General features: G+C 62.3%; 26 protein-coding genes and 1 pseudogene. 8 read left to right on the top strand and 19 right to left on the bottom strand.

Annotated features, from left to right (window positions below; translation table 11 throughout):
* The first annotated feature begins 184 nt into the window (after positions 1 to 184).
* Positions 185 to 757, top strand: coding sequence for a hypothetical protein (locus X751_RS1000000165735; RefSeq protein WP_196814988.1), 573 nt, complete (start codon positions 185 to 187; stop codon positions 755 to 757).
* A gap of 457 nt (positions 758 to 1,214) precedes the next feature.
* On the opposite strand, the gene X751_RS147190 is transcribed toward X751_RS1000000165735, so the two are convergent.
* The 6 genes and pseudogenes from X751_RS147190 to X751_RS1000000164795 form a co-directional block, all read right to left on the bottom strand.
* Entirely contained in the window at positions 1,215 to 1,952 is a 738-nt protein-coding gene (locus X751_RS147190) for an SDR family oxidoreductase (protein WP_245265786.1), read from the bottom strand.
* A gap of 70 nt (positions 1,953 to 2,022) precedes the next feature.
* Positions 2,023 to 2,520, bottom strand: a complete 498-nt coding sequence (locus tag X751_RS147195; RefSeq protein ID WP_155923557.1) for a 2,4'-dihydroxyacetophenone dioxygenase family protein — start codon at positions 2,518 to 2,520, stop codon at positions 2,023 to 2,025.
* 204 nt (positions 2,521 to 2,724) lie between these two features.
* Positions 2,725 to 3,393 carry an NADH dehydrogenase ubiquinone Fe-S protein 4 gene (locus X751_RS147200; RefSeq protein WP_348524526.1) on the bottom strand — a complete coding sequence of 223 codons (669 nt, stop codon included), beginning with the start codon at positions 3,391 to 3,393 and terminating at the stop codon, positions 2,725 to 2,727.
* Between the two features lie 172 nt (positions 3,394 to 3,565).
* Positions 3,566 to 4,075 (bottom strand): Hsp20/alpha crystallin family protein, encoded by a 510-nt coding sequence (locus X751_RS147205; protein ID WP_023682476.1) that lies wholly within the window; start codon positions 4,073 to 4,075, stop codon positions 3,566 to 3,568.
* A 74-nt stretch (positions 4,076 to 4,149) separates the two neighbouring features.
* Positions 4,150 to 4,626, bottom strand: coding sequence for an Hsp20 family protein (locus X751_RS147210; RefSeq protein ID WP_023730091.1), 477 nt, complete (start codon positions 4,624 to 4,626; stop codon positions 4,150 to 4,152).
* Positions 4,627 to 4,867: 241 nt separating this feature from the next.
* Positions 4,868 to 5,220 (bottom strand): annotated as a pseudogene (locus X751_RS1000000164795) (hypothetical protein).
* Positions 5,221 to 5,830: 610 nt separating this feature from the next.
* On the opposite strand from X751_RS1000000164795, the gene dusA reads away from it, so the two are divergent.
* A complete protein-coding gene (gene dusA / locus X751_RS147215; protein WP_023745091.1) occupies positions 5,831 to 6,826 on the top strand; it encodes a tRNA dihydrouridine(20/20a) synthase DusA in 996 nt (331 codons plus the stop codon).
* 5 nt (positions 6,827 to 6,831) lie between these two features.
* Here dusA and X751_RS147220 read toward each other — a convergent pair whose 3' ends face one another.
* Complete coding sequence (locus X751_RS147220) at positions 6,832 to 7,536, bottom strand: TIGR02281 family clan AA aspartic protease (RefSeq protein ID WP_023726599.1); 705 nt, start codon at positions 7,534 to 7,536, stop codon at positions 6,832 to 6,834.
* Positions 7,537 to 7,549: 13 nt separating this feature from the next.
* A complete protein-coding gene (locus X751_RS0133545) occupies positions 7,550 to 7,783 on the bottom strand; it encodes a DUF1289 domain-containing protein (protein ID WP_023824914.1) in 234 nt (77 codons plus the stop codon).
* Between the two features lie 187 nt (positions 7,784 to 7,970).
* On the opposite strand from X751_RS0133545, the gene X751_RS147225 reads away from it, so the two are divergent.
* The gene (locus X751_RS147225) at positions 7,971 to 8,969 is read left to right on the top strand and encodes a nicotinate-nucleotide--dimethylbenzimidazole phosphoribosyltransferase (RefSeq protein ID WP_023710483.1); all 999 of its coding nucleotides are present in this window, start codon (positions 7,971 to 7,973) and stop codon (positions 8,967 to 8,969) included.
* Positions 8,970 to 8,978: 9 nt separating this feature from the next.
* Here X751_RS147225 and X751_RS147230 read toward each other — a convergent pair whose 3' ends face one another.
* The gene (locus X751_RS147230; RefSeq protein ID WP_023745090.1) at positions 8,979 to 10,502 is read right to left on the bottom strand and encodes a HAMP domain-containing sensor histidine kinase; all 1,524 of its coding nucleotides are present in this window, start codon (positions 10,500 to 10,502) and stop codon (positions 8,979 to 8,981) included.
* A 75-nt stretch (positions 10,503 to 10,577) separates the two neighbouring features.
* On the opposite strand from X751_RS147230, the gene X751_RS147235 reads away from it, so the two are divergent.
* From X751_RS147235 to X751_RS147250, 4 genes are all read left to right on the top strand, one after another.
* Positions 10,578 to 11,201: a thermonuclease family protein gene (locus X751_RS147235; protein WP_023745089.1), complete on the top strand. Its 624-nt coding sequence runs from the start codon at positions 10,578 to 10,580 to the stop codon at positions 11,199 to 11,201.
* Between the two features lie 38 nt (positions 11,202 to 11,239).
* Positions 11,240 to 11,851: a glutathione S-transferase gene (locus X751_RS147240; RefSeq protein WP_023708349.1), complete on the top strand. Its 612-nt coding sequence runs from the start codon at positions 11,240 to 11,242 to the stop codon at positions 11,849 to 11,851.
* The gene (locus tag X751_RS147245; RefSeq protein ID WP_023688514.1) at positions 11,851 to 12,468 is read left to right on the top strand and encodes a uracil-DNA glycosylase family protein; all 618 of its coding nucleotides are present in this window, start codon (positions 11,851 to 11,853) and stop codon (positions 12,466 to 12,468) included. Before X751_RS147240 ends, X751_RS147245 begins: the two co-directional genes overlap by 1 nt.
* Positions 12,469 to 12,611: 143 nt before the next feature.
* Positions 12,612 to 13,103, top strand: coding sequence for an Lrp/AsnC family transcriptional regulator (locus tag X751_RS147250; RefSeq protein WP_023669013.1), 492 nt, complete (start codon positions 12,612 to 12,614; stop codon positions 13,101 to 13,103).
* Positions 13,104 to 13,151: 48 nt separating this feature from the next.
* On the opposite strand, the gene X751_RS147255 is transcribed toward X751_RS147250, so the two are convergent.
* From X751_RS147255 to X751_RS147300, 10 genes are all read right to left on the bottom strand, one after another.
* A complete protein-coding gene (locus tag X751_RS147255) occupies positions 13,152 to 13,721 on the bottom strand; it encodes a DUF3299 domain-containing protein (protein ID WP_023745088.1) in 570 nt (189 codons plus the stop codon).
* A 46-nt stretch (positions 13,722 to 13,767) separates the two neighbouring features.
* Positions 13,768 to 14,352: a GNAT family N-acetyltransferase gene (locus tag X751_RS147260; protein WP_023745087.1), complete on the bottom strand. Its 585-nt coding sequence runs from the start codon at positions 14,350 to 14,352 to the stop codon at positions 13,768 to 13,770.
* Positions 14,312 to 15,016, bottom strand: coding sequence for a DNA alkylation repair protein (locus tag X751_RS147265; protein WP_023745086.1), 705 nt, complete (start codon positions 15,014 to 15,016; stop codon positions 14,312 to 14,314). Before X751_RS147265 ends, X751_RS147260 begins: the two co-directional genes overlap by 41 nt.
* Positions 15,017 to 15,025: 9 nt before the next feature.
* The gene (locus tag X751_RS147270) at positions 15,026 to 15,895 is read right to left on the bottom strand and encodes an NAD(P)-dependent oxidoreductase (RefSeq protein WP_023745085.1); all 870 of its coding nucleotides are present in this window, start codon (positions 15,893 to 15,895) and stop codon (positions 15,026 to 15,028) included.
* A 104-nt stretch (positions 15,896 to 15,999) separates the two neighbouring features.
* A complete protein-coding gene (locus tag X751_RS147275) occupies positions 16,000 to 16,830 on the bottom strand; it encodes an ABC transporter permease (RefSeq protein WP_023688511.1) in 831 nt (276 codons plus the stop codon).
* Positions 16,827 to 17,543, bottom strand: coding sequence for an ABC transporter permease (locus X751_RS147280; protein ID WP_023745084.1), 717 nt, complete (start codon positions 17,541 to 17,543; stop codon positions 16,827 to 16,829). Before X751_RS147280 ends, X751_RS147275 begins: the two co-directional genes overlap by 4 nt.
* A gap of 75 nt (positions 17,544 to 17,618) precedes the next feature.
* On the bottom strand, positions 17,619 to 18,404 hold the full coding sequence (locus tag X751_RS147285) for an ABC transporter substrate-binding protein (protein ID WP_023688509.1): 786 nt from the start codon (positions 18,402 to 18,404) through the stop codon (positions 17,619 to 17,621).
* 317 nt (positions 18,405 to 18,721) lie between these two features.
* On the bottom strand, positions 18,722 to 19,225 hold the full coding sequence (gene mobB / locus X751_RS147290; protein ID WP_023690740.1) for a molybdopterin-guanine dinucleotide biosynthesis protein B: 504 nt from the start codon (positions 19,223 to 19,225) through the stop codon (positions 18,722 to 18,724).
* The gene (gene mobA, locus X751_RS147295; RefSeq protein ID WP_023745083.1) at positions 19,222 to 19,854 is read right to left on the bottom strand and encodes a molybdenum cofactor guanylyltransferase MobA; all 633 of its coding nucleotides are present in this window, start codon (positions 19,852 to 19,854) and stop codon (positions 19,222 to 19,224) included. The genes mobB and mobA overlap by 4 nt, the downstream gene beginning before the upstream one ends.
* Before the next feature lie 7 nt (positions 19,855 to 19,861).
* Positions 19,862 to 20,782: a DMT family transporter gene (locus X751_RS147300; RefSeq protein ID WP_023745082.1), complete on the bottom strand. Its 921-nt coding sequence runs from the start codon at positions 20,780 to 20,782 to the stop codon at positions 19,862 to 19,864.
* 291 nt (positions 20,783 to 21,073) lie between these two features.
* Between X751_RS147300 and X751_RS147305 the strand changes: the two genes are divergently transcribed.
* Positions 21,074 to 21,358 (top strand): hypothetical protein, encoded by a 285-nt coding sequence (locus X751_RS147305; RefSeq protein ID WP_023745081.1) that lies wholly within the window; start codon positions 21,074 to 21,076, stop codon positions 21,356 to 21,358.
* Positions 21,359 to 21,370: the final 12 nt, after the last annotated feature.

Here is a 21,370-nt window from a genome sequence, read left to right as displayed (position 1 = left end):
GAATTCGCCGCCGCCGCAGCCAGCGGGCATACCGCTTATCGGATGCCACACTTACATTTGTAATTGCAGCGACGCTTCACCGGCTTTAACTCACGCGATCATAGCAGCGACACGACAAATGCAGGCGGCCGCCCGAACACCGGCAGAAGCTGCAAGCATTGGGTGCGCCTGCAGGGAGGCGGCGATGGTTGCAACGCGTACGGACACTGCGCATGCGGTTATGGAGGACTTCATTCTATCGCGGCACCGCTCACTGGTCCGCGAAGTTGGATTTTACGAGGCTATGAGTCAAACCCGACAAGCGATCGCCGCATCGCGCGAGGTGCTGAGGCGCTTTCGCGAACGTCAGGGCGACGACACTGCTCGAGCAAAGAATGCAGACCGTGGTCCTGTCGCCGTGTCAGCCTTCGATGCCGACATCATACGCGCTGCATGCCGAGATCTGATCGCGGAGATGAACGTGCCCGAGTGTCAATGGCGCGAGCTGGCGCGAAGTCTGGTGCGCGAATTCGTGGCCTGCGAGGAGACCGAAGCCGGTTTGGTGGATTGGATCGTCCGCCGGCCAGCGATGACGAAGACGGACGAGGCCGGCCGACCGGAGCCAGCCGGCGAGGCGGCGAATGAGCCAGGAGTCAGTCGACCGCAATCAACGCGAGCAAGCAGATCTCCCGGCGACTTGTTGCGCCGAACTGCGGTGGTCCCAGGATCGGAAACTTTGGCGAGCGGCTTGGACACATCTGATCCTCCTCGTTTTTAGGCGTCCGGCCCCGTGTCCGCATTCGGAGACGAATGCGTCCAGCCGACTGTCTAAGGCAGACGGCGACGGCCATGTCGCGTTGCTCCCGGCCTTCGCTCACAAAGGAGCCCAAGCCGGATGCCAACCAGGCTGCATTAGGCCAATGGGAACAATTTGCGCGGGCCGAGCTTGGGCTAGCGTCGTACAGAGGTGCAACTATGCAAGATAATTTTGACCGAGCTTCATCCGTCGCGGAGGTTGCGGAATCATTCGTGAGATCCCGGAGGCCGTTCTCTGTCGTATCGACCCGGGATGCGGTCACGATTGTCAGGAAACAGGCAGCTTTTTGCGAGCATACGGATGGCGAGCTTGCGGAGTTGGTGGCGGCAATTGCGGTCAGGCATGGTCGATTGGTCGCGTTCGATCTTGATCTCGACGACACAGGCTTGGAGATCGGTCGCGCAGCATAGCCAACGCCTCACGCAATGAGATAGCCACCGTCAACCGGCAGAATTGCCCCAGTGATGAACCCCGCGAGCGGCGAACACAAGAACAAGGCGGGGCCAGTCAGGTCGCCCGGCGTACCCCAGCGACCCATCGGAGTGCGTTTCATCAATTCCGCGTTGCGAGCTGGATCGGCCCGTGGCGCGGCGGTCATGGCGGTCTCGATCCAGCCAGGCGCCAATGCGTTTACGCGAATGCCATCCCCGGCATAGGCGATCGCAAGTGACTTGGTAAGTTGCACGACCGCGCCCTTGGATGCGGCGTAAGCCGGCGCATGAGCCGCGCCGAAAAACGCGAACATCGAGGCGATGTTGACGATGGCGCCCCCGTTCGAGAGTGCCCCTCGGAACGCGCTCGCACTCCGCATGGAGCCGGTGAGATTGATATCGACCACCGTTTCGAAACCCTGGACAGTGAATTCGGCGGCGCGCAGGTTTACCCCTGCGCAATTTACGAGCGCTGCAACGGATGTGAACTGACTGGAATATCCTTCGACCGCAGTCATGTCCCGGACGTCGAGTACTGAATACGAGACGGGGGTGCCGTATGCACGAGCGGCCGCTACCTCGGCGGCCGTGGCCCCCGTCGCGTGGACGATTGCCCCGGCCCCGGCGAACGCCATGGCGATGCCGTTTCCGATGCCTGTCGTGCCTCCGGTAATGACGACGGTCTTGCCCGCGAAGAAGGGCATGGCCCATATGGAATCGGTCACCAAGATCTCCTCGTTTCGCCTCTGTGGCGGAGCGCGAACTCATCGGCGCGGAAGACAAACGGGCGGATGTCTACCGCACGAACTGATCGACGAAATCCTTACCGAGACCCACGCTCGCATAATGATTTCTGCACATGTCGATCTTGGTGAAAACGTCCTCGAAACCAATCTGCTTGTTATCCTTGTCCAGGTAAACCATGCAGCCGGAAATGTTGAAGAAGGTGATCATCTCGGGCACGTCGCTTGGAACCGTGAGCGTGTGGATTTCACCGGGCGGCTCGAAAACGTAAGATCCGGTCTCTGCCACCCAGTCGTGTTCAAGATAGTGCCAACGCCCCTTGATCACATATCCATGCACGGGGGCCGGATGCAGATGACGGCTTAATATCCCGGCCCGGCGTACGCGGAGCAGATTGCACCACTGCCCCTGCATTGTGTTGAGCATAAGTGGTCGGAACCACACGCCCTCCGCCTGTGGGACCCAGACCCGCTCGTCTTCGGGGACGGCAGCGATCGCGATCTCTTTCGGTGCCAGGGGATGGGCGGAGCCGTTGAAGGATTGATACATAGGAACCTCTGTCGCCATTCATTGGAGCGTCCATATCAGCGCGATCCTAACAACTCGGCCGAGTTCTGCCGAGGCGCAATCGGGCGCCCACGCATTGGGAAAGTTGTCGGCGCTCGCCCGCCCGCTGCCGCGACCGCAAGCGGGAAGAGGTTCAGGATGGTCCGTTGGGCGTCGAAGACGATCCGTGGGTTCCTTCTTGCCTTATCATGCGGCTATCCGGGAGTGCACCGGGCTGGTCCTGGTCTGGAAGCCCCGGTTTCGGACTTCCAAGGCCAGCAAGGCGAGTTCGACCTCGTCCAATCGCGACGGGCGTGCATTTTCCGGCATGCCTTCGGCTGTGGCCAGGTCGATCAGATACTCGTTCCAGGCCCAGTTCTTGAGCACGGCGCGTTTCTCGTCGGGTGCGAGCACCGGGTCGTCCACGACCTCCATCGGAGAGGCGTAGAATGTCTCGGGCTCCGAAAGCGCCGTCTGTATGTGCGCTGTCTGTGCACCGGCGCCATAGCCGTGACTTGCCTGGAGCCAAGCCAACTGCAGCCGCTGCCAAACCAGGTCGGAAAAGGCCTGTTTTTCCTCCGATACATGTTGTCTCCTGATCTTGGCCGGGGAAGCAGGAGGTGCCGCCTGCACCACGTAATTGAGGCCTTGACGCTCGGCATAACGGATCGCCGCTTCCAGCGTCGGAAAGTTCAGTTCAACCTGGGTCAGGGTGTCCCGGCCACCGGTATAGCCCATCAGCGGCTCGATGAACGGGGCTGTGCGGCGTTCGAAGACCAATCGCCAGTCCCTGTGGGGCTTTGCCGAGGTCATGGCCGAGCGGCAGGGCTGGTAGATCCGCGCCACTGCGCCCTCCGGAAACACTGACCGTCCCATTGACAAAGCCGGCCCGTCTAGACGAGGCCGATTGTCATTGTCCGGCCGGACGGACGTCTTGGTTGGGTTCCTGATGTTGTCGCTGCTTTGAACTGTCTCCATTGCCTGTCCCTCCCGTTATGAAGGGTCGCACGGGCAGCGGCCGTAAGGGCCGCCACCCATACTGCATCCGTCAGTTCTTCCCGTTGATTGCGATCCGCTTGGCCTTCGCCTGCGCCCGCTCGGTCTTGGGCAACGTCACGGTCAGCACCCCGTTCTTGAAGGTGGCGTTGACCTTGTCTTCTTCGACCTCGTAGCCGAGCGGAATGAGGCGCTCGAAGCGACCGTAGAAGCGCTCGGAGAACTGCCGGTCCTTGTCCTCGGTCTCGGAACGCTTCTCGCCTTTAAGCTTGAGCGCCCCATTTTCCAGCAGGACTTCTATGTCGCTCTCGTCCAGGCCAGGTATTTCCGCCGTGACGCGGACTTCCTTGTCCGTGTCGGAGATTTCGACACTCGGCCAACTGGCGGCGAAAGAGGGACCGAAGGCCGGCAGTCTGGCGCCAAAGCTGCGGAAGGCGTCATCGAACAGCCGGTTTACCTCCCGGTGGAGGGAGACGAAGGGGTCTCGATCTCCGTCGGGGAAGAGACTGGGCGCCGAGTTTCCGTTGCCCCGGCCCCATGGGATCAAGTCACGTACGCTCATTGTCTTTCTCCTTTTGTAGGTCTCTGAGTCGGGCGGGACGCCCGGCTCAAGCGAAAGCCTTCATGGTGGATTGCTCAGGCGGCCAGCTTGTCGGTCTCGACCTTGGGCGCCTCGATCTTCGGCATGGGAGCCCCGCTGGAGATTTCGATCTTGCGCGGTTTCATCTCCTCGGGAACCTCGCGCTTGAGATCGATGCTCAGCAGCCCGTTCTCAAGGCTGGCGCCCTCGACTTTGACATGATCGGCCAGTTCGAACCGACGCTCGAAAGCGCGCCCGTTGATGCCGCGGTACAGATACCGGCCGTTCTCATCGCCGGATTGCGACCCGCTCACAACCAGCATGTTGGGCTGGTGGGTGACGGTCAGCTGGTCCTGCGGGAAACCGGCGACCGCCATCGTGATGCGATACTGATCATCATCAACCTTGGCGATATCGTAGGGCGGCCAGTTGTCGAACGAGGCCACACGGCTCGCACTTTCAAGCATGTCGACCATGCGGTCGAAGCCGATGCTGGACCGGTATAGAGGGGTAAAATCGAGGTTTGTCTTCATAGCCACATTCTCCTTTGAGCAACATGGACAACAGAAGGCGCCAAGAGCCTTGCCGCCTCCTGGTATTGCCGGCCCCATTAGGCTGCCGGCGACCATCAATTTAGAATCGCGACTTGCACCTTCAAGAGCAAGAATAGGAAAATTTTCATCGGCAATCTGGGGGAACGCACCGATGCCACACCCATCCCGCCGGCGGGGTCACTCGCCGACGGGTCCATGGTGCAAGACAACTACGTCGCCCTTAAATCCGATCGACGAATGGTACGAACGCGGCCACTGCCGCGCTGTCACTGCAGTCAGGACCGGCACGCTCATCCGATTGATCCAACTGTTGCAACGCATCCATGATCGTGTCGAAGCTGACCGGTTCACCCGCTCCCGGCAGCATGCGAAGCGCTGGCACGGATTCTACGGCGCAGGCATCCGATGCCCATGACGAAAGAATGGCGCGCTTCTCCTGAGCGTCCAGGGCAACGTCGGCCAAAACGTCGTGGGGATGTTTGAAATGCCGCGCCGGATGCAGCAAGCGGTCCAGAAAACGTCGGGGGCCACGGGTTCAATCGATGCAAAATAGGTCGAAATGGGTCCTTCCATGGATGGTCCTCCGCTTCAGACAATCTCATGCGAGTTTGGCGGCTCTCGCCAGCGGCTGTCGCGATCACGACCAGGCAGATCATCCAGGAACGACGCTCAACGACTTTCCCTAGGTGATGTCGATACCGAGACTCATCGTCCGGCACCCTGGGCGGCTCGATCACGACCGAAGCGAACGAGCCGTTCGCGATCGAGGGTGGCGATGCTGCACTTCCCCAGATGTTTGGAGCATATCGAGGGCTGCGGCCTTGGAGCGGCGAGGGGACTTGCCTACATCGCACATGTCGTCGATATGAAGGTCGATGGGTTCGCCGAAAGTTTTCAGGCGCGCTATACGGACTTGGTCGGCGTCTCACCGCGATCGACTTGGCGCTCGGTTTAGGTTGCCCAGCGCCTGGCGTCGTCTCGGCGCAGAAAGGTCTCGCTAACGTAGCGACCCTTGCGACGGACTTGGACACGCCATGAACCGGACGAGAGTTTTGTGTAGGTGGCCATTTTCTCGTGTGCGCTCCGTGTGCACTGAGAGATCGAAACGTGGCGAAAAGGGTCGTATTCTGGCGTAAATTCGCGTGCACTCGGGCTGCTCTAACGATTTGATGTTAAAGAAAAAATGCTGAAAAATCAAGATCATAGACTGGCTATTGCACCCATGATGGACTGGACCGACCGGCATTGCCGGTTCTTCCACCGCCAGTTGACGCAGCGTGCGCTGCTCTACACCGAAATGGTGGTGGCGGACGCTGTCATCCATGGTGCGCGCGAGCGGCTGCTTGGTTTTGACGAGACCGAACATCCGGTGGCACTGCAGCTCGGCGGCTCCGATCCGCAAAAGCTGGCCGAGGCGGCGCGCATCGGCGAGGGCTTCGGTTACGACGAGATCAATCTCAATGTCGGCTGTCCGTCCGACCGCGTCCAGTCCGGCACGTTCGGCGCCTGCCTGATGAAAGTGCCTGACCTCGTCGCCGATTGTGTGGCGGCGATGAAGGCGGCGGTGAAAATCCCGGTGACGGTCAAATGCCGCATCGGCGTCGACGAGCAGGATCCGGAGCCCGCGCTCGACGCGCTGGCCGACGGCGTTTTCGCGGCCGGCGCCGACGCGCTGTGGGTGCATGCGCGCAAGGCTTGGCTGGAGGGTCTGAGCCCGAAGGAAAATCGCGACATCCCGCCGCTCGACTATGACAGGGTCTATCGCCTCAAGGCTAGAAAATCGAACAAATTCATTGGCATCAATGGAGGCGTTCAATCGCTCGAAGAGGCGGCTCGCCACCTCGATCATGTCGATGGCGCCATGCTTGGCCGCGCCGCCTACCACACGCCAGGCATCCTGGCCGGCGTCGACGCGGCATTCTACGGCGACAAGGCCGGCGCCTACGATTTTGCCGCGCTGATCGACACGATGGCCGACTACGCCGCGCGGCATATCGAGCAGGGCGGGCGGCTCGGCCACGTCACCCGCCACATGGTCGGGCTGTTCCACGGCCTGCCGGGCGCGCGCCGCTTCCGGCAGATACTGTCCACCGACGCGACGAAACCCGGCGCCGGACCGGATGTGCTGAAGGCAGCGTTCGCTGCCGTCAATTTCGACCGTGTTGAAAAGGCCGCTTAAGCAGTTCAGTCGCGCAGAATCATCCGGTCGCCGCGCACGTCGAAACCCGACAGGGAACCGATGAAGTTCATGCCGAGCAGGCTCTGGCTGAGCGCGCCGGGCGCGGCGACCATCACCTGCATGTTCTTGCGCACGATGCCGCCGATCGCCAGTTCGTCGGTGCGCACCGAAGCGGCGCGCGCCATGCCATTGGCGGTCGAGACCGGGACGGTGAAGCTCAGCGCGGCCGGATTGAAGCCGGCCGCCTGCGCGTCTTCGGCGGTGAGCACTGTACTGGTCGCGCCGGTATCGACGACGGTGCGGATCGGCGCGCCGTTGATCGTGATGCGGGCCTCGAAATGGCCGCTGTCGGCCTTGTCCAGGGTCACGGTGGCATGGCCGTCCTCGACGCCGAGCGCCAGCGGGCTGCCGGGAACGAGGCCCGCCGTCACCCGGCTGGCGAAATCCTGCAACTCGTAGCGGTACTGGTAGCCGGCGACGAGCGCCAGCACGATCAGGGCCCACGTGCCGAGATTGCGGGCCATGACGCCGAGCGGCCTGCCGGACCGGACAAGGCCGGCGCTGACCAGCAAGCCGATCGCCCCCAGCCAGACCAGACGGCTGAAATCGTAATTCTCGATGCCGAACGTGCTGCCGGCGTCGTTGTTGATCATCAGCAGCACCAGCCCGAGGCCGATTGCCGCCATCACGATCCAGAACAGTCGGTTCATTGGACCTGCCGTTTCAAGAGAGGACGTCGCGCTCGCGCGCCATGCGGCTGCGGCGTGTTTCCCGGCGCGGCCGGCGCTCGACCGTTTCCAATCGGGCCGGCAACTCGGCCATGACGCTGCGGCGTACCTCCGGCGTCATCCCCATCCAGGCGCCGATTTCATCGCGCGTGCGGCCACAGCCGAAGCAGAAGCCGGTTTTCATGTCGATCGAACAGACCAGGATGCACGGGGATTCGATGGCCGTCATGACTTTCTCTTGAAGGTTCCGTCCGGAATCCCTCGCTCCATCTCCACATGGTGCAACGGCAAAGCCAATGCAAGCCCTTCGGAATGCGGCGCGGGCAACCGCTTTCGCGCCAATGTCGAGGGGAGTTGTGCCGGCCGGGCAAGGCGGTTATGCCGCTGATCAACCACAGGGAATGATCAGGACCGACATGACCAGCGCGCTGCCCTTCGACGACTTTCGCAATCTGCTGGCGAGCCTGCCGCCTGCCGATACAGTCGCGGAAAACAGGGTGCGCACCCTATTTTCCAAGGCCGACAAGCCGAAAGCCTCGCTTGGCCGCATCGAGGACATCGCCGCCTGGCTTGCTGCCTGGAGCGGGCGCGCCCCGCCGGCGGTGAACCGGCCCCTGGTGGCGATCTTCGCCGGCAACCATGGCGTGACCCGCCACGGCATCTCGCCGCGCCCTGTCGCTGCGACCGCAAACGCCGTTGAGCTGTGCGCCGCCGGCGGTGCGGCAATCAACCAGATTTGCGTCGCCAACAATCTTGGCCTCAAGGTGTTCGATCTGGCGCTGCACATTGCGACCGCCGACATCACCGAGGACGCCGCCCTCGACGAACGCGGCTGCGCCGCCACCATGGCCTTCGGCATGGAAGCCATCGCCGGTGGCGCCGATCTGATTTGCCTTGGCGATCTCGGCGTCGGCAACTCCACCGTTGCGGCGGCCTTGTGCGCCGTCCTGTTCGGTGGCAGCGGCGCCGACTGGGTCGGCCCCGCCTCGGGCGCGGACGCGGCCATGCAGGCGCGCAAGGCTGATGTAGTCGATAAAGCCGTCGCCTTCCATGGTGCGGCTCTGAAGGACCCGTTGGAAGCACTGCGCCGGGTCGGTGGCCGCGAATTTGCGGCCATTGCCGGCGCCATCCTCGCCGCCCGGATGCAAAAAATCCCGGTGCTGCTCGACGGCTTCGCCGCGACCGCTGCCGCTGCCGTGCTGCATGCCGCCAACCCGGGTGCGCTCGACCATTGCCTGCTGGCCAGCCAGTCGCCCGAACCCGGCCAAAGGCTTGCCGCCGAGCGGCTCGGCCTCAGGCCGCTGTTCGATCTCGGCATCAGCCACGGCGAAGGGGTAGGGGCCGCCCTTGCCGCCGGTCTGGTCAAGGCGGCGGCGCTTACCAGTTCGGGCATGGCGGCGGCGGTCAAAGCCTAGAACAAGCTGTCAACGTCGGCGGGCCGCCGCCACGGTCTTGGTTGGCAGCGCCGGCAGTTCCTCCATCACTCGGGCGAGCGGGAAAATGGCGATTGCCTCGGTGCCTTCGCGCAATTTCGACTGAAGTTCGAATTCGCCGCCATGCATGGCAAGCAGGCCCTGCACGATCGGCAGTCCGAGCCCGGTGCCCTGTTCGGCGCTCTTGATGGCGATCGAGCCCTGGCCGAAGGCGGACAGCACGATCGGGATTTCGTCTTCCGGTATGCCCGGCCCGTTATCCTTGACCGAAATGTACTGGCCGCCGCCCGCCGTCCAGCCGACGCGCACGCGAACTTCGCCGCCGGTGGCGGTGAATTTGATGGCGTTGGACAGGAGGTTGAGCGTTATCTGCCGCACCGCGCGCTCGTCGGCGAACAGCCGCGGCAGGGCACTTTCGAAATCCTGGACGATGCGGATGTCCTTGTTGCGCGCCTTCAATTCCATCATGTGGCAGCAATCTTCGGCGATGTTGAGCAGCATCACCGGCTCTTCGTTGAGCTGATAGCGGCCGGCCTCGATGCGCGACAGATCGAGGATTTCGTTGATCAGGTCGAGCAGATGCTGGCCGGAATCGTGCACGTCGCGGGCGTAGTCGCGATAGGTCGGGTTGCTCATCGGCCCGAGCACCTCATTGGCCATCACCTCGGAAAAACCGAGAATGGCGTTGAGGGGCGTCCTGAGCTCATGGCTCATAGAAGCAAGGAAGCGCGACTTCGCCAGATTGGCGTCTTCGGCCCGCCGACGAGCTTCGTCCGACATCGATTTCGCGGTCTCCACCTCGGCGAGCAGCGCATCCTTTTCGGAGCGGAAGGACAGAAGTATCAGCGACGAGCGGTTGAGATGGCGCGCGATATAGGCAAAGAACGGCAATGCCGCGACCAGCAGGGCGACCATGATCGTCCCGACCGGCACCCAAAATTTCGTTTCGGCATAGGCATAGACCGCCACCGGAACGACGAAGGTGGCAATCAGCGAGCCGCGCAAGGACGACGCCATGATAGCGGTCGCCGCCATGACCAGCAGCAGCACCACCGCCTTGGCCACCTGGAACTGGTCGATCTGGCAGGTGGCGCAGCCGAGCCAGGCGAACCACGCCCAGCCGAGGCCGCACAGCGAATGGCCGATCAGGAATTCCCTGCGGGTGCGAACAGGGTTGAGCTCGGCAGCTTCGGTGCGGCCGACGCGCCGCGCCATGAAGGCGACGATCGAATAGCAGATCAGGGTGAACAGCGCCCAGACGCTGATCTGTTTGTCCACACCGGCCAGCAGCCCGGCCGCCGCGACCGCCAACACCAGCAGTGGGATGACGGCTGCGCCGCGCACCATGGTCCCGGCATGCAGCTTCAGCAGCTCGCGGTCGAAGTCGAGATTGCCGACCTGCTGCGAAAGACGGTCGCGCGTCTTGCGCACCGCGCGCGCCACATCGCTGTTGCGGTGCGGTTTCCGGCGGTCCACAATGAATTTATCCGCTGTGTTCGAGCGTAGCAGAGGCATGGAAACTTCGATTTATGCGCGCAGCGATCTCAATTCGTTAAGCTACGTTCGAATGATTAAGAGACTGTTTGCCATATGAGCCGTTCGTGGTCGCCAAGGCCGCGCCGGCGATACTATCCGCCGCCGCCGCGAAGCCTGTGGCGCAAGCTGCTGGATTACGCGCTGACGGTCATTCTGCTCGGCCTGCTGATCCTGCTCGCCGCACGCCTTGACCGTTTCGAGACGCGCAAGGCGGAAGGGGTGGCGATCGTCAACGATGGCGATTCACTCACTCTTGGCACCGAACGTATCCGCATGCGCGGCATCGACGCTCCGGAATACCAGCAGATCTGCCGTAGGGATGGCGCAGACTACGCCTGCGGCAGGCTGGCGCGCCAGGCGCTGGTGCGGCTGATATCAGGAAATCCGGTGACCTGCAGCGGCTGGCAGCGCGAGCGCTACGGCCGCCTGCTCGGCGATTGCAAGGCCGGTGGAAAGGATCTCAACCGGGCCCAGGTTGAGGCCGGCTGGGCAATTGCCTATGGCGATTTCGACACCGAGCAGGCCATTGCCCGCGCCGGCAAGGTTGGCATCTGGGCCGGCACGTTCGATGAGCCGCAAGACTGGCGCGAAAGCCACCACGGCGGCCCGCTCGAAAGAAAGCACGGCACGCTGGCTTCGGTCGGTGACGCCTTGCGAGAGATGTTTCGCGTCTGGTGACGAGCACTATAGTTGAAGGACCATATCGGGAGGAAAGCATGAAACTGTTCGATGGCGGCCGCGCCCCCAATCCGCGGCGCGTGCGGGTTTTCCTGGCCGAGAAGGGCATCGCAGTGCCACTGGTGCCGGTCGATATGGGTGCGATGGGGCACAAGCAGGAGCCGGTCAGGTCGCGCAACCCGCTGCAGCGGCTGCCGGTGCTGGAGCTCGACGACGGCACCATCCTCACCGAATCCGTCGCCATCTGCCGCTATTTCGAGGAACTGCATCCCGAACCGGCGCTGTTCGGGCAAGGCGCGCTCGGCAAGGCCAAGGTCGAGATGTGGCAAAGGCGCATGGAGTTCAATCTGCTCAGCTGCGTCGCCCAGGCTTTTCGCCACATCCATCCGGCGATGAAGGAATGGGAAATTCCGCAGATCCCCGAATGGGGCGAGGCCAACAAGGCGAAAGCGGTCGAATTCCTGAAACTGCTCGACCCCGAACTGGCAAACCGCGAATTCGCCGCCGGTGACGCCTATTCGATCGCCGATATCACCGGCATGATCGCCATGGATTTCATGAAACCAGCGCGCATCAAAGTGCCGGACGAGTGCACAAACGTGCTGCGCTGGTACAGCGCCGTCTCCAGCCGTCCGAGCGCTTCCGCCTGATGGAGGCGGAACTCGAACGCTTGACGGCAAAGGTCCGCGCCTGCCGCATCTGCGTCGACACTCCGGTCGGCAGGCCACTGCCGCACGAGCCGCGCCCGGTGCTGCTGCCATCATCCAGCGCCCGCATCCTGCTCGCCGGCCAGGCGCCAGGCACAAAGGTGCATTCGTCCGGCATGCCGTTCACCGACCCGTCCGGCGACCGGCTGCGAAGCTGGCTGGGCGTAACCAGCGAGGAATTCTACGACACGGATAAATTCGCCATCGTGCCGATGGGGTTCTGCTTCCCCGGCCAGGACGCAAAGGGCGGCGACCTGCCGCCGCGCCGAGAATGCGCGCTGGCCTGGCGCGCGCCGCTGATGGCGCTGATGCCGCAGATCGACCTCGTTTTGACAATCGGCTCCTACGCGCAATCCTGGCATATGGGCGCCACGCGCCGGCCGTCGCTGACCGAAACCGTGAAGGACTGGCGCACCATCTGGGATGCGCCGGCCAGCCTGAAAGTGCTGCCGCTGCCACACCCGTCGTGGCGCAACTCAGGATGGCTGAAGCAGAATCCATGGTTTGAAATGGATTTGCTGCCGTTTCTGAGATCGGAAATCCGCTATCGCATAGATTAGACTTTAAGCAAGATATCACTCGCTTTTGTGCCATCCGGCAGAATTTCTTTCTTGTGAAAGGTCGAAATAAGAGGGAGTATAGCCAATCTATTCCCAAAGCGCGTCGCGCCCGAGGGAACGCGGCCTGCACCAGGAGCACCTTAATGGATCGCCTCGACAGAAAAATTCTCCGCCTCCTGCAGGAGGACGCGACGCTCGCGGTTGCCGATGTCGCCAAGAAAGTCGGCCTGTCGACGACGCCGTGCTGGCGCCGCATCCAGAAGCTGGAGGAAGAGGGCGTCATCAAGCGGCGCGTCGCCATCCTCGACCACGAAAAGGTCAATGTGCGCGTCACCGTCTTCGTGTCGATCCGCACCAATTCGCACAGCCATGAATGGCTGCGGCGTTTCTCGGAAGTCATCCAGGAATTTCCCGAAGTGGTCGAATTCTACCGCATGAGCGGCGACGTCGACTATCTCCTGCGCGTCGTGGTGCCCGACATCGCCGCCTATGACGCCTTCTACAAGCGGCTGATCGCCAAGATCGAGATCCGCGACGTGTCGTCGTCCTTCGCCATGGAGCAGATCAAGTACACCACCGAAATGCCGCTCGACTACATGCTGCTGGACAAGGAATCCGGCGCCAACGCGGCCTGAGCGCGGTTGTCCATGACTGGGCGTTGACGCTGCACAAGCAGGCGGCGCTTAGTTTTTATTTTTGTTGAGGAAACTCCAGGGCGAGTTGACCGGCAGCGTGATCGTGTCCGGCACCGTGTCGACTGCCACCACATCGGCTTTGCGTAGGGTGTAGCCGGACTGGATGATGCTGACGCCGTCGAGAATGAACAACTGGCTCTTCTCCAAGCCGGGCCGCAAGGCGCCGGTCACGGCAACCGACTCATAGGCCTGCGACATCTTGTAGGGACGGGCCGGCGTCACCAGCACGATCTGGTTGGGCGGCGGCGTCGGCATGTGGCTGCAAGCGCCTGTCCACGGCACCAGCAGGAACTGGTAGACGAGATCGCCATCACGGTCGACCGGCAATGCATAGCCGGCTAATTGTACCGTCTTGTCCTGCAGGTTGAGCGACAATGTCTCGCCACGATCGGGCAGTTTTGCCGCAATCATCGGCAGGCCGGCATCTTCGGCCACCGCCTGCGTCGCAGGACGCAGATCTTTCCAGAAGATGTGCGCGGTTTGGCCTGAGGCGTTGGTAGCGGTGAACACCAACAACGCGGCTGCAAGCGCTAAGGTCGATTTGAGAGGACTGCTCATCGGCCGCTTCCTTTGTGCAGGAGTAAAGACGCCGCGGCCGATCGCGTCAACGCTCGAGCCGCATCACATGTCTGCGACAGCCGGCCATGCCGACCTCATGGAACCCGCGAGCGATGAACATGTCGCGAAACCCCATGAAACGGTAGCTCGGCGATGCCTCGTCGACCGGGTAGGCCTCGATCACGCCGGCGCCCTTGGCAAAGGCGTGATCTATGGCAGCGTCAAGCAGCGCTGCCGCCAGCCCGCCGCCGCGCAGCGCCCTTGGCACATAGAAGCAGACGATCGACCAGATGCCGGTCTCGTCATCGTCCTGTTGCGACGTCAGCTTCCGATATGTCTGGCGCGGCGCGACCGAGCACCAGCCGACGGTCTTGCCGTCAATCTGGGCCAAGATTCCGACCGGCGTACCGGCCTCGACAAGCGCCATCATGGCCCGTTTCAACTCGGCGTGCTGGACATGCTCGCGGCGGCCGGGCAGGGGCCGCCAGGCCATGCACCAGCAATACTTCGGACCGCCTTGCGCTTCGAAGAGGCCTTCGAAATCGGCGCGCGTCTGCCGCGTCACCTCGGTGAACCGGACGTTGGCTAGGTCAGCCTTTTCTGGCGGCGATCCGCTCGATGATCTTGGCATTGGTGAGTTCCCGTACGGCGTCCTTGCCAATCCAGCGCGCCGTCTTGTCGGCCGACTGGGCCAGTCGTTCGGCGACGGCAAGGGCAGCGCCGTGCATCTCCAACGATCGCTTTCCGATCGAACGAAGCGCCCAGTTTACCGCCTTCTTCACGAAATTGCGGCTGTCGGTGGCATGCGCTTCGATGATCGGCAGGAAGCCGAGGAAAGTCGCCACCGGCTCCTGCTTCCGGTGCACGACGGACCACGCCATCATTGCAAAGGCCGTGCGTCGAACAAACTCGCGCTCGTCCGCCGCGAACTCTTCGATCAGCTCCTTCCAGGCGTCCGTGTCGACGAAGAGATCGGAGACGCCGTCGACGATATCCCAGGAATCGAAGGACGCGGCCCATAGTCGTGCATCCGCGGCTGAGAAGCGCTTCGGGTCGGCCGTGACGGAAGCGATGAACTGCGCCTCCATGATGCCGGTCTGCCAAAGCTCGAAAGCACGCTCGTGGTTGCGCTTGATCTTTTTGGCGATCTGCCGCTGCATGCCATGCGAGATGCCGAGCGCGCGCTCGATCTTGATGCCGTAGCGCAGCATACCGCGGCGATTGTCCTCCGAGCCGATCGAGCGCAAATGGGCGACGATCTCATCGGCGCTCGATTGGGGCGAAAGCTCGGCCATTGCGAACGCCTATTTTTCCAGGCGTGCCAGCAAGGACGAGGTGTCCCAGCGCTTGCCGCCCATCGCCTGCACATCCTTGTAGAACTGGTCGACAAGGGCGGTCACCGGCAGTCTCGCGCCATTGCGGTCGGCTTCATCGAGGCAGATGCCGAGATCCTTGCGCATCCAGTCGACGGCAAAGCCGAAATCATATTTACCGGCATTCATCGTCTTGTGGCGGTTCTCCATCTGCCAGGACCCGGCAGCGCCCTTGGAAATCACCTCGATGACCTTCTCGATGTCGAGCCCGGCCTTCTTGCCGAAATGGATGCCTTCGGCCAGTCCCTGAACCAGCCCGGCAATGGTGATCTGATTGATCATTTTCGTGAGCTGGCCGGCGCCCGACGGACCCATCAGCCCGACCATCCGGGCAAAGGCGTCGATGACCGGCCTGGCCTTGTCGAAGGCAGCCTGCTCGCCGCCGACCATCACCGTCAGCACGCCGTTCTCGGCGCCCGCCTGCCCGCCGGAAACCGGCGCGTCGAGGAAGGAAAAGCCGGCCTTTTCAGCGGCGTCGGCCAGTTCGCGCGCGACTTCGGCCGAGGCGGTGGTGTTGTCGATGAAAACGGAGCCTTTTTTTATCGCGGCGAAGGCGCCATCGGCCCCGGTCGTCACCGAGCGCAGATCGTCGTCATTGCCGACGCAGGAGAAGACGAAATCCTGGCCCTCTGCGGCCTCTGCCGGCGTCAAAGCAAGCTTGCCGCCATGCTGGGCAACCCATCGCTCGGCTTTCGCTGCGGTGCGGTTATAGACGGTGACCTCATGGCCACCTTTGTTCCTGAGGTGCCCGGCCATGGGATAGCCCATCACGCCAAGACCGAGAAATGCCACAGATGCCATGGGTTTGCCCTTCAGATGAAAGCGAAATTGTCAGCGCAAGCTCTAGGCACTGCACACAATTCGTCAAGACGCGCATGAGCCGATCGACTGGTACAGCCGACCGCTCAGCGGATCAGATGAATGGTGATCCGTCGCTCGATCCATTCGACGCCGTGGCGCAGGATCTCGACCATCACCAGATAGACGATGGCGACCCAGACATAGGCCTGGAAGTCGAAGGACTTGGCGTAGGCGAGCTTCGCGTTGCCCATCAAATCATAGACGGTGATGATGGCAACGATGGCAGAGGCCTTGATCATCAAGACGAGCTCGTTGCCGTAGGGTCGGAGCGCCACGATAAACGCTTGCGGCAGGATGACCTTGCGCAGCGTCTGCAGCTTGTGCAGGCCGAGCGAAGCAGCGCCCTCCCATTGGCCCCGCGGAACACTCTCGATGGCGCCGCGCAGGATTTCGGCCTGGTAGGCGGCGGTGTTGAGCGCGAAGGCGAACACACCGCAATTGAAGGCGTCGCGGAAGAACCACCACAGCCCGACGGATTCGAGCTGCACCCGGAATGAGCCCAGGCCGTAATAGACGAGATAGACCTGGACCAGCAGCGGCGTGCCGCGGAAGAAATAAACATAGCAATAAGCCAGGACGGACAAATAGCGGTTCTTCGACATGCGGGCATAGGTGACGGGCAGCGAAAACAGCGCACCGAGCACCATCGAGATAGCCACCAGCGCAAGCGTGGTTCCCAAGCCCTGCAGATAGGCCGGCGCGTATCTGGCGAAGAATTCGCCATTCCAAGCGTAAACCAGATAGACGGCGATGCCGATGCCGAACAGGATCCAGAAGCCGACCAGCGCGTAGCCGACGATACGGGCCCGCGGCCAGCCTCGCGCCCGTGGTGGTGGCTTCTCGATGTCGACGGCGGCGCGCGTCACGACGCTCATCGTGCCTCCCTCCTCCCGAGCGAACGCAGGATGAAGCCGGTGGCGATCGACGACAGGATGGCAAGGATAAGGAACACCATCGCCGCGACGCTGTAGAACAGGAAGGAATGTTTGGTGACACGGGCCGCCACGCCGGCGTTGCGCAAGGTTTCAGCCAGGTTGACGACCGACACCAGGGCCGTGTCCTTGAGCAGGCTCAGCCAGCAATTCTCAAGGCCGGGGAAGGCGATGCGCAGCAGCTGCGGCAGGATCACCTTGCGCATCGTCTGCCATTTCGACAGCCCGATCGCATAGCCGCCCTCATACTGGCCCTTCGGAATGGCGCGAAAGGCCGACAGGAAGACTTCGCTGGAATACGACGAAAAGATCAGCGACAGCACGATCATGCCGGCGAAGAAGCTGTCGACATAGACCGTCGCTTCCGGCCTGAACAGACGGATGACATACTGCAAGAGGATCGGCATGCCGAAGAAGAACAGGAAAAGCGTCACCAGTTCCGGCAGTCCGCGAAACACCGTGGTGTAGATGTTGGCAGCCACGCGAAGCGACGGCTCTTCGGATTGTTTCGCCCAGGCGACGAAAAAACCGATCGTCAGGCCGATCGGCAGTGTCGCCAGCGCGAGCGCAATGGTGACCAGTGCGCCATAGGCAATATCGTCAATCCAGCCATCGGGTCCCCAAGTGAGAAGTATCCATATGTTCTGGCTTGGCATTGACGGGTCTTGTCTCCACTTCTGTCAGGCCAAGGCGGCAGCAGGAAACTTCCCCTGCCGCCTTGTTTCAGACGTTCAGGACTCGGCGCCGAAGACGTCGAACTTGAAGTACTTGTCGTTGATTTCCTTGTACTTTCCGTTAGCGCGGATTGCGTCGATGGCGCTGTTCAACTTGTTGACCAGATCCGTCTCGCCCTTGCGCACGGCGATGCCGGCGCCCGGTCCAAAGATATCGACCGGCTGCGGCGAAGGCTGGCCGAGAATCTTGCAGCAGGCGCCATCAGGCGAATCCAGGAACTGTTGCAACACGACGATATCGTCCTCGATCGCGTCGAGACGGCCATTGGCGAGATCGGCCTGCTCTTCGGGGCTGCTCGGATAGCCCTTGACCGTGCTGTCCGTATAGGTTTTCGAGGCATAATTGAAATGCGTCGTGGTGGTTGCGACGCCGATGGTCTTGCCGGCCAGGTCTTCCTTGGTCACGCCCTTGAGGGTCGAATCCTTGGGTACCGCGATCGCCGACGGCGTGTTGTAGTATTTGTGGGTGAAGTCGACCTTCTCGGCGCGCTCCGGCGTGATCGACATCGAGGCGACGATGGCGTCGAACTTGCCGGCCTGCAGGGCGGGAATGATGCCGTCCCAATCCTGGGCGACGAAGGTGCACTTGACCTTCATCTCGTCGCAGAGCGCCTTGGCGATGTCGATGTCGAAGCCGACGAGCTGGCCGTCGGAGGTCAGGTTGTTGAATGGGGGGTAGGCGCCTTCGGTGCCGATTCTCAGGGTCGTTTCCTGAGCCTGGGCGACGCCGAGCGTCAGCAGCGCAGCCGATGCGGCGAGCGCGATACGCAGTGCAATACGCATGATAGTCCTCTCTTTATGGCTCCCGGCCGTCGTTCCGGAACGGCTCTGTGGGGCGGTGCTTTTGACCGCCCGCTGGCGCGATACTCCCACTGTTTTCGGGAGAAAAGCAACTGTAAAACCGTTGCTTGCGGGATTTGCGGGTCCAGCCAATGCCGACGCCGGGTTAATGCATGTCGCCCAAAAGTGCGCAGCGGTTTTGGGACGACGACATGCATAAATAAAACAACCTGAAGCGCGTCGCATGGCCGTTCAGGCGCGACGCGCTTAGACAATGCAACGGCTGAAGAGGGCGGCTGAACCGGGCGAGGGCAGGGACCTCAAGGTTTGAGGCCGGTCATGCGCTCGATGAAGTCGGCTATCCCTCCCGTGTCGTCGAGATCGAACACAGGCAGGCTTTCGCCGGTAACCGCGAAGTCGGCGGCAATCGCCACGATATGTCCGTCGTTCGCCGACAGCGGCGAGCGGTCCTTGGCCTCCCGCCGCCGGGTCTCGATCTTTTTGTGCGCCTCGCGCTTGTAGCCTTCGACCAGCACGATGTCGCACGGGGCCAACCGCGACAGGACCGTCTCCAGCGTCGGCTCGTCCTCACCGCGCAATTCATGCATCAGCGCCCAGCGTTTGCCCGACACCACCGCGACTTCGGTGGCGCCCGCCTGGCGGTGACGAAAGCTGTCGGCGCCAGGCTTGTCGATGTCGAACTCATGATGGGCGTGTTTGACCGTCGACACTGTCCAGCCGCGCCGGACGAGCTCTGTGACCAGCTTCTCGGTCAGTGTGGTCTTGCCGGAATTCTTCCAGCCGGTGATGCCGAAGATGTTCATGGGCCGATGCTCTGCAACAGACGCTCGGCCACCGCAAGGTCGTGCGGTGTGTTGATGTTGAAGAACGGGTCGATCTCGTCACTGCCGTGGGTCAGCAACGGAAATTCCACTTCGACACAGTCGTGCCGCTCGATGAAGGCGGAGACGCGCCTGTTGTCCTCGTCGATCAGGAAATGACGCAAGGCCTCACGCAGCCCGAGCGGCCACAGCGCGAAGGTCGGATGCTGCCGGCCGGCGGAACTGGCAACAGCGATGGAGCCTGGTCGCTCGTCAACAGCCGCAGCCAGCCTCTCGACCAGGTCCACCGGCAGGAACGGCGTGTCGCCGGCGGCCGTCGCCAATGCCTTGAAAGCGGTATTCGCTGCCGCCCATTCGAGGCCGGTGAGGATTCCGGCAAGCGGTCCGGCATAGCCTTCGACCGTATCGGCGAGAACCGGAAGACCGGCCGCGGCGAAGCGCGCCGGGTCACCATTGGCGCTGACCGCCAGCGATCCGACCTGCGGCGCCAGGCGGGCAACGACATGGTCGAGAAGCGGACGCCCGCCAAGCCCCAGCAAAGTCTTGTCGCCGCCGCCCATGCGCCGTGACAGGCCTCCGGCGAGGATAATTCCTGCAATGTCTTGGCTCATGGCCAAACTATATGCCGTCCGGCGCCATGTCGGGTCCAGCGCTTTCGGCTGCGGGTTTTTGCCGGCCCGCGACCCGCTCGCGATAGAGCGCGTAGAGGCCGGAGCCGATGATGATGGCGGAGCCGAAGATCATCGGCAGGTCGGGAACATCGCCGAAGATGATGAGGCCAAGCAGCATCGACCAAAAGAGGGCGGTGTAGCGGAATGGCGCAATGAAGGAGATGTCGCCAGCCCGCATTGCCATGATGATGAACTGGTAGCCGATCAGCACCAGCACCGCCGCCAATGCCAACAGTGCCGTGCCTTTGCCGGACATCGGCGTCCAGCCACCCATCGGCGACAGCAGCACGGCGCCAACGATGGTCATGGCGATTGCCGTTGCCGTCGACACCAGCAAGGTCGGGATAGCCCTCGGGATGCGCTTGGTGGCGAGGTCACGTACTGCGCAACAGGCGACGCTGACGAGTGCGTACAGCGAATAGATGCTGAAGCCTTCGAAGCCTGGCCGCACGATGATCAGCACGCCGCCAAAGCCGACCGCGATCGCCAGCCAGCGCCGCCAGCCGACCGCTTCGCTGAATACGAGTGCCGCCCCCATCGTCACCGCCAGCGGCAGCGCCTGCAGCACCGCCGAGACATTGGCGATCGGCAGATTCGCCAATGCGACAAGGAAGGCGACGGTGGCGCCGGCCTCGGCGACCACGCGAAGCGCCACCAGCGGCTGCAGCATCGAGCCCGGCCGTGCGAGCGCGCCTTGCTGCCAGGCGAGCAGGCCGACGAGCAGCGACGCAAAGGCGCCGCGCACCAGCATGACCTGCGCCATGTTCATCGATTCCGACGAGAACTTGGTGATGGCGTCGTTGAGGGTGAAGCCGATCATGGCCACCATCATGCACAGCGCGCCGCGAATGTTTGGGGAAAGAGGCAAGGGCGTTACCGGTTTTGCAAGAGCAATTCCAGGAAAAGTGTGAAACGGTTTTCCGTCCGGAATTGCGTGAAAACAAAGAATAAAGCGGTTCGACGTTTCGGCGAAACGGTGAACCGCCCAAGCCTGTAGCAGCCGGCGGCAAGACAGCAACGTCAAAGAAATAGGCCACGGATTTTCACCCGTGGCCCACAAAATCGCTAGGGTTCAGACTCAATCAACCTATAGGGCTGATCTTGCCTTCAGTTCCGAGAAGGCACATTCTCTGCGTATCGGGCGGTCTCGTGAGGATCAATGTTCAAGAAAATAGTTCAGAGAGTGCCAGTTGGCGCCGCTGACCCGGTAAGCGACCTGATTGGTCTGATCGACTTGATCGAAATGGAGTTGGGGCTCTGGGCGGGTGGCAAAAGCGTGCGCAACCGTCTCTCCGAGGTCATCAGTGAAATTCGCCGATCCGAAGGTGTCGCGAGCCTGGAGAGTGTGAGCGTTTTGCTCGATGTTATCGAACGACTGGGTAATATTGAGCGGTTTTTGTCCGACAATGGTTTTGAGACTGGCTCTGAAACTTCCAACGGTTGACGCTTCGAACTC

Origin of the sequence: Mesorhizobium sp. LNJC394B00 (genome assembly GCF_000502555.1) — a bacterium.
Lineage (GTDB): Bacteria > Pseudomonadota > Alphaproteobacteria > Rhizobiales > Rhizobiaceae > Mesorhizobium.
Note: the sequence above shows the minus strand (reverse complement) of the source record. Positions and strands in the feature narration are given on the sequence as shown.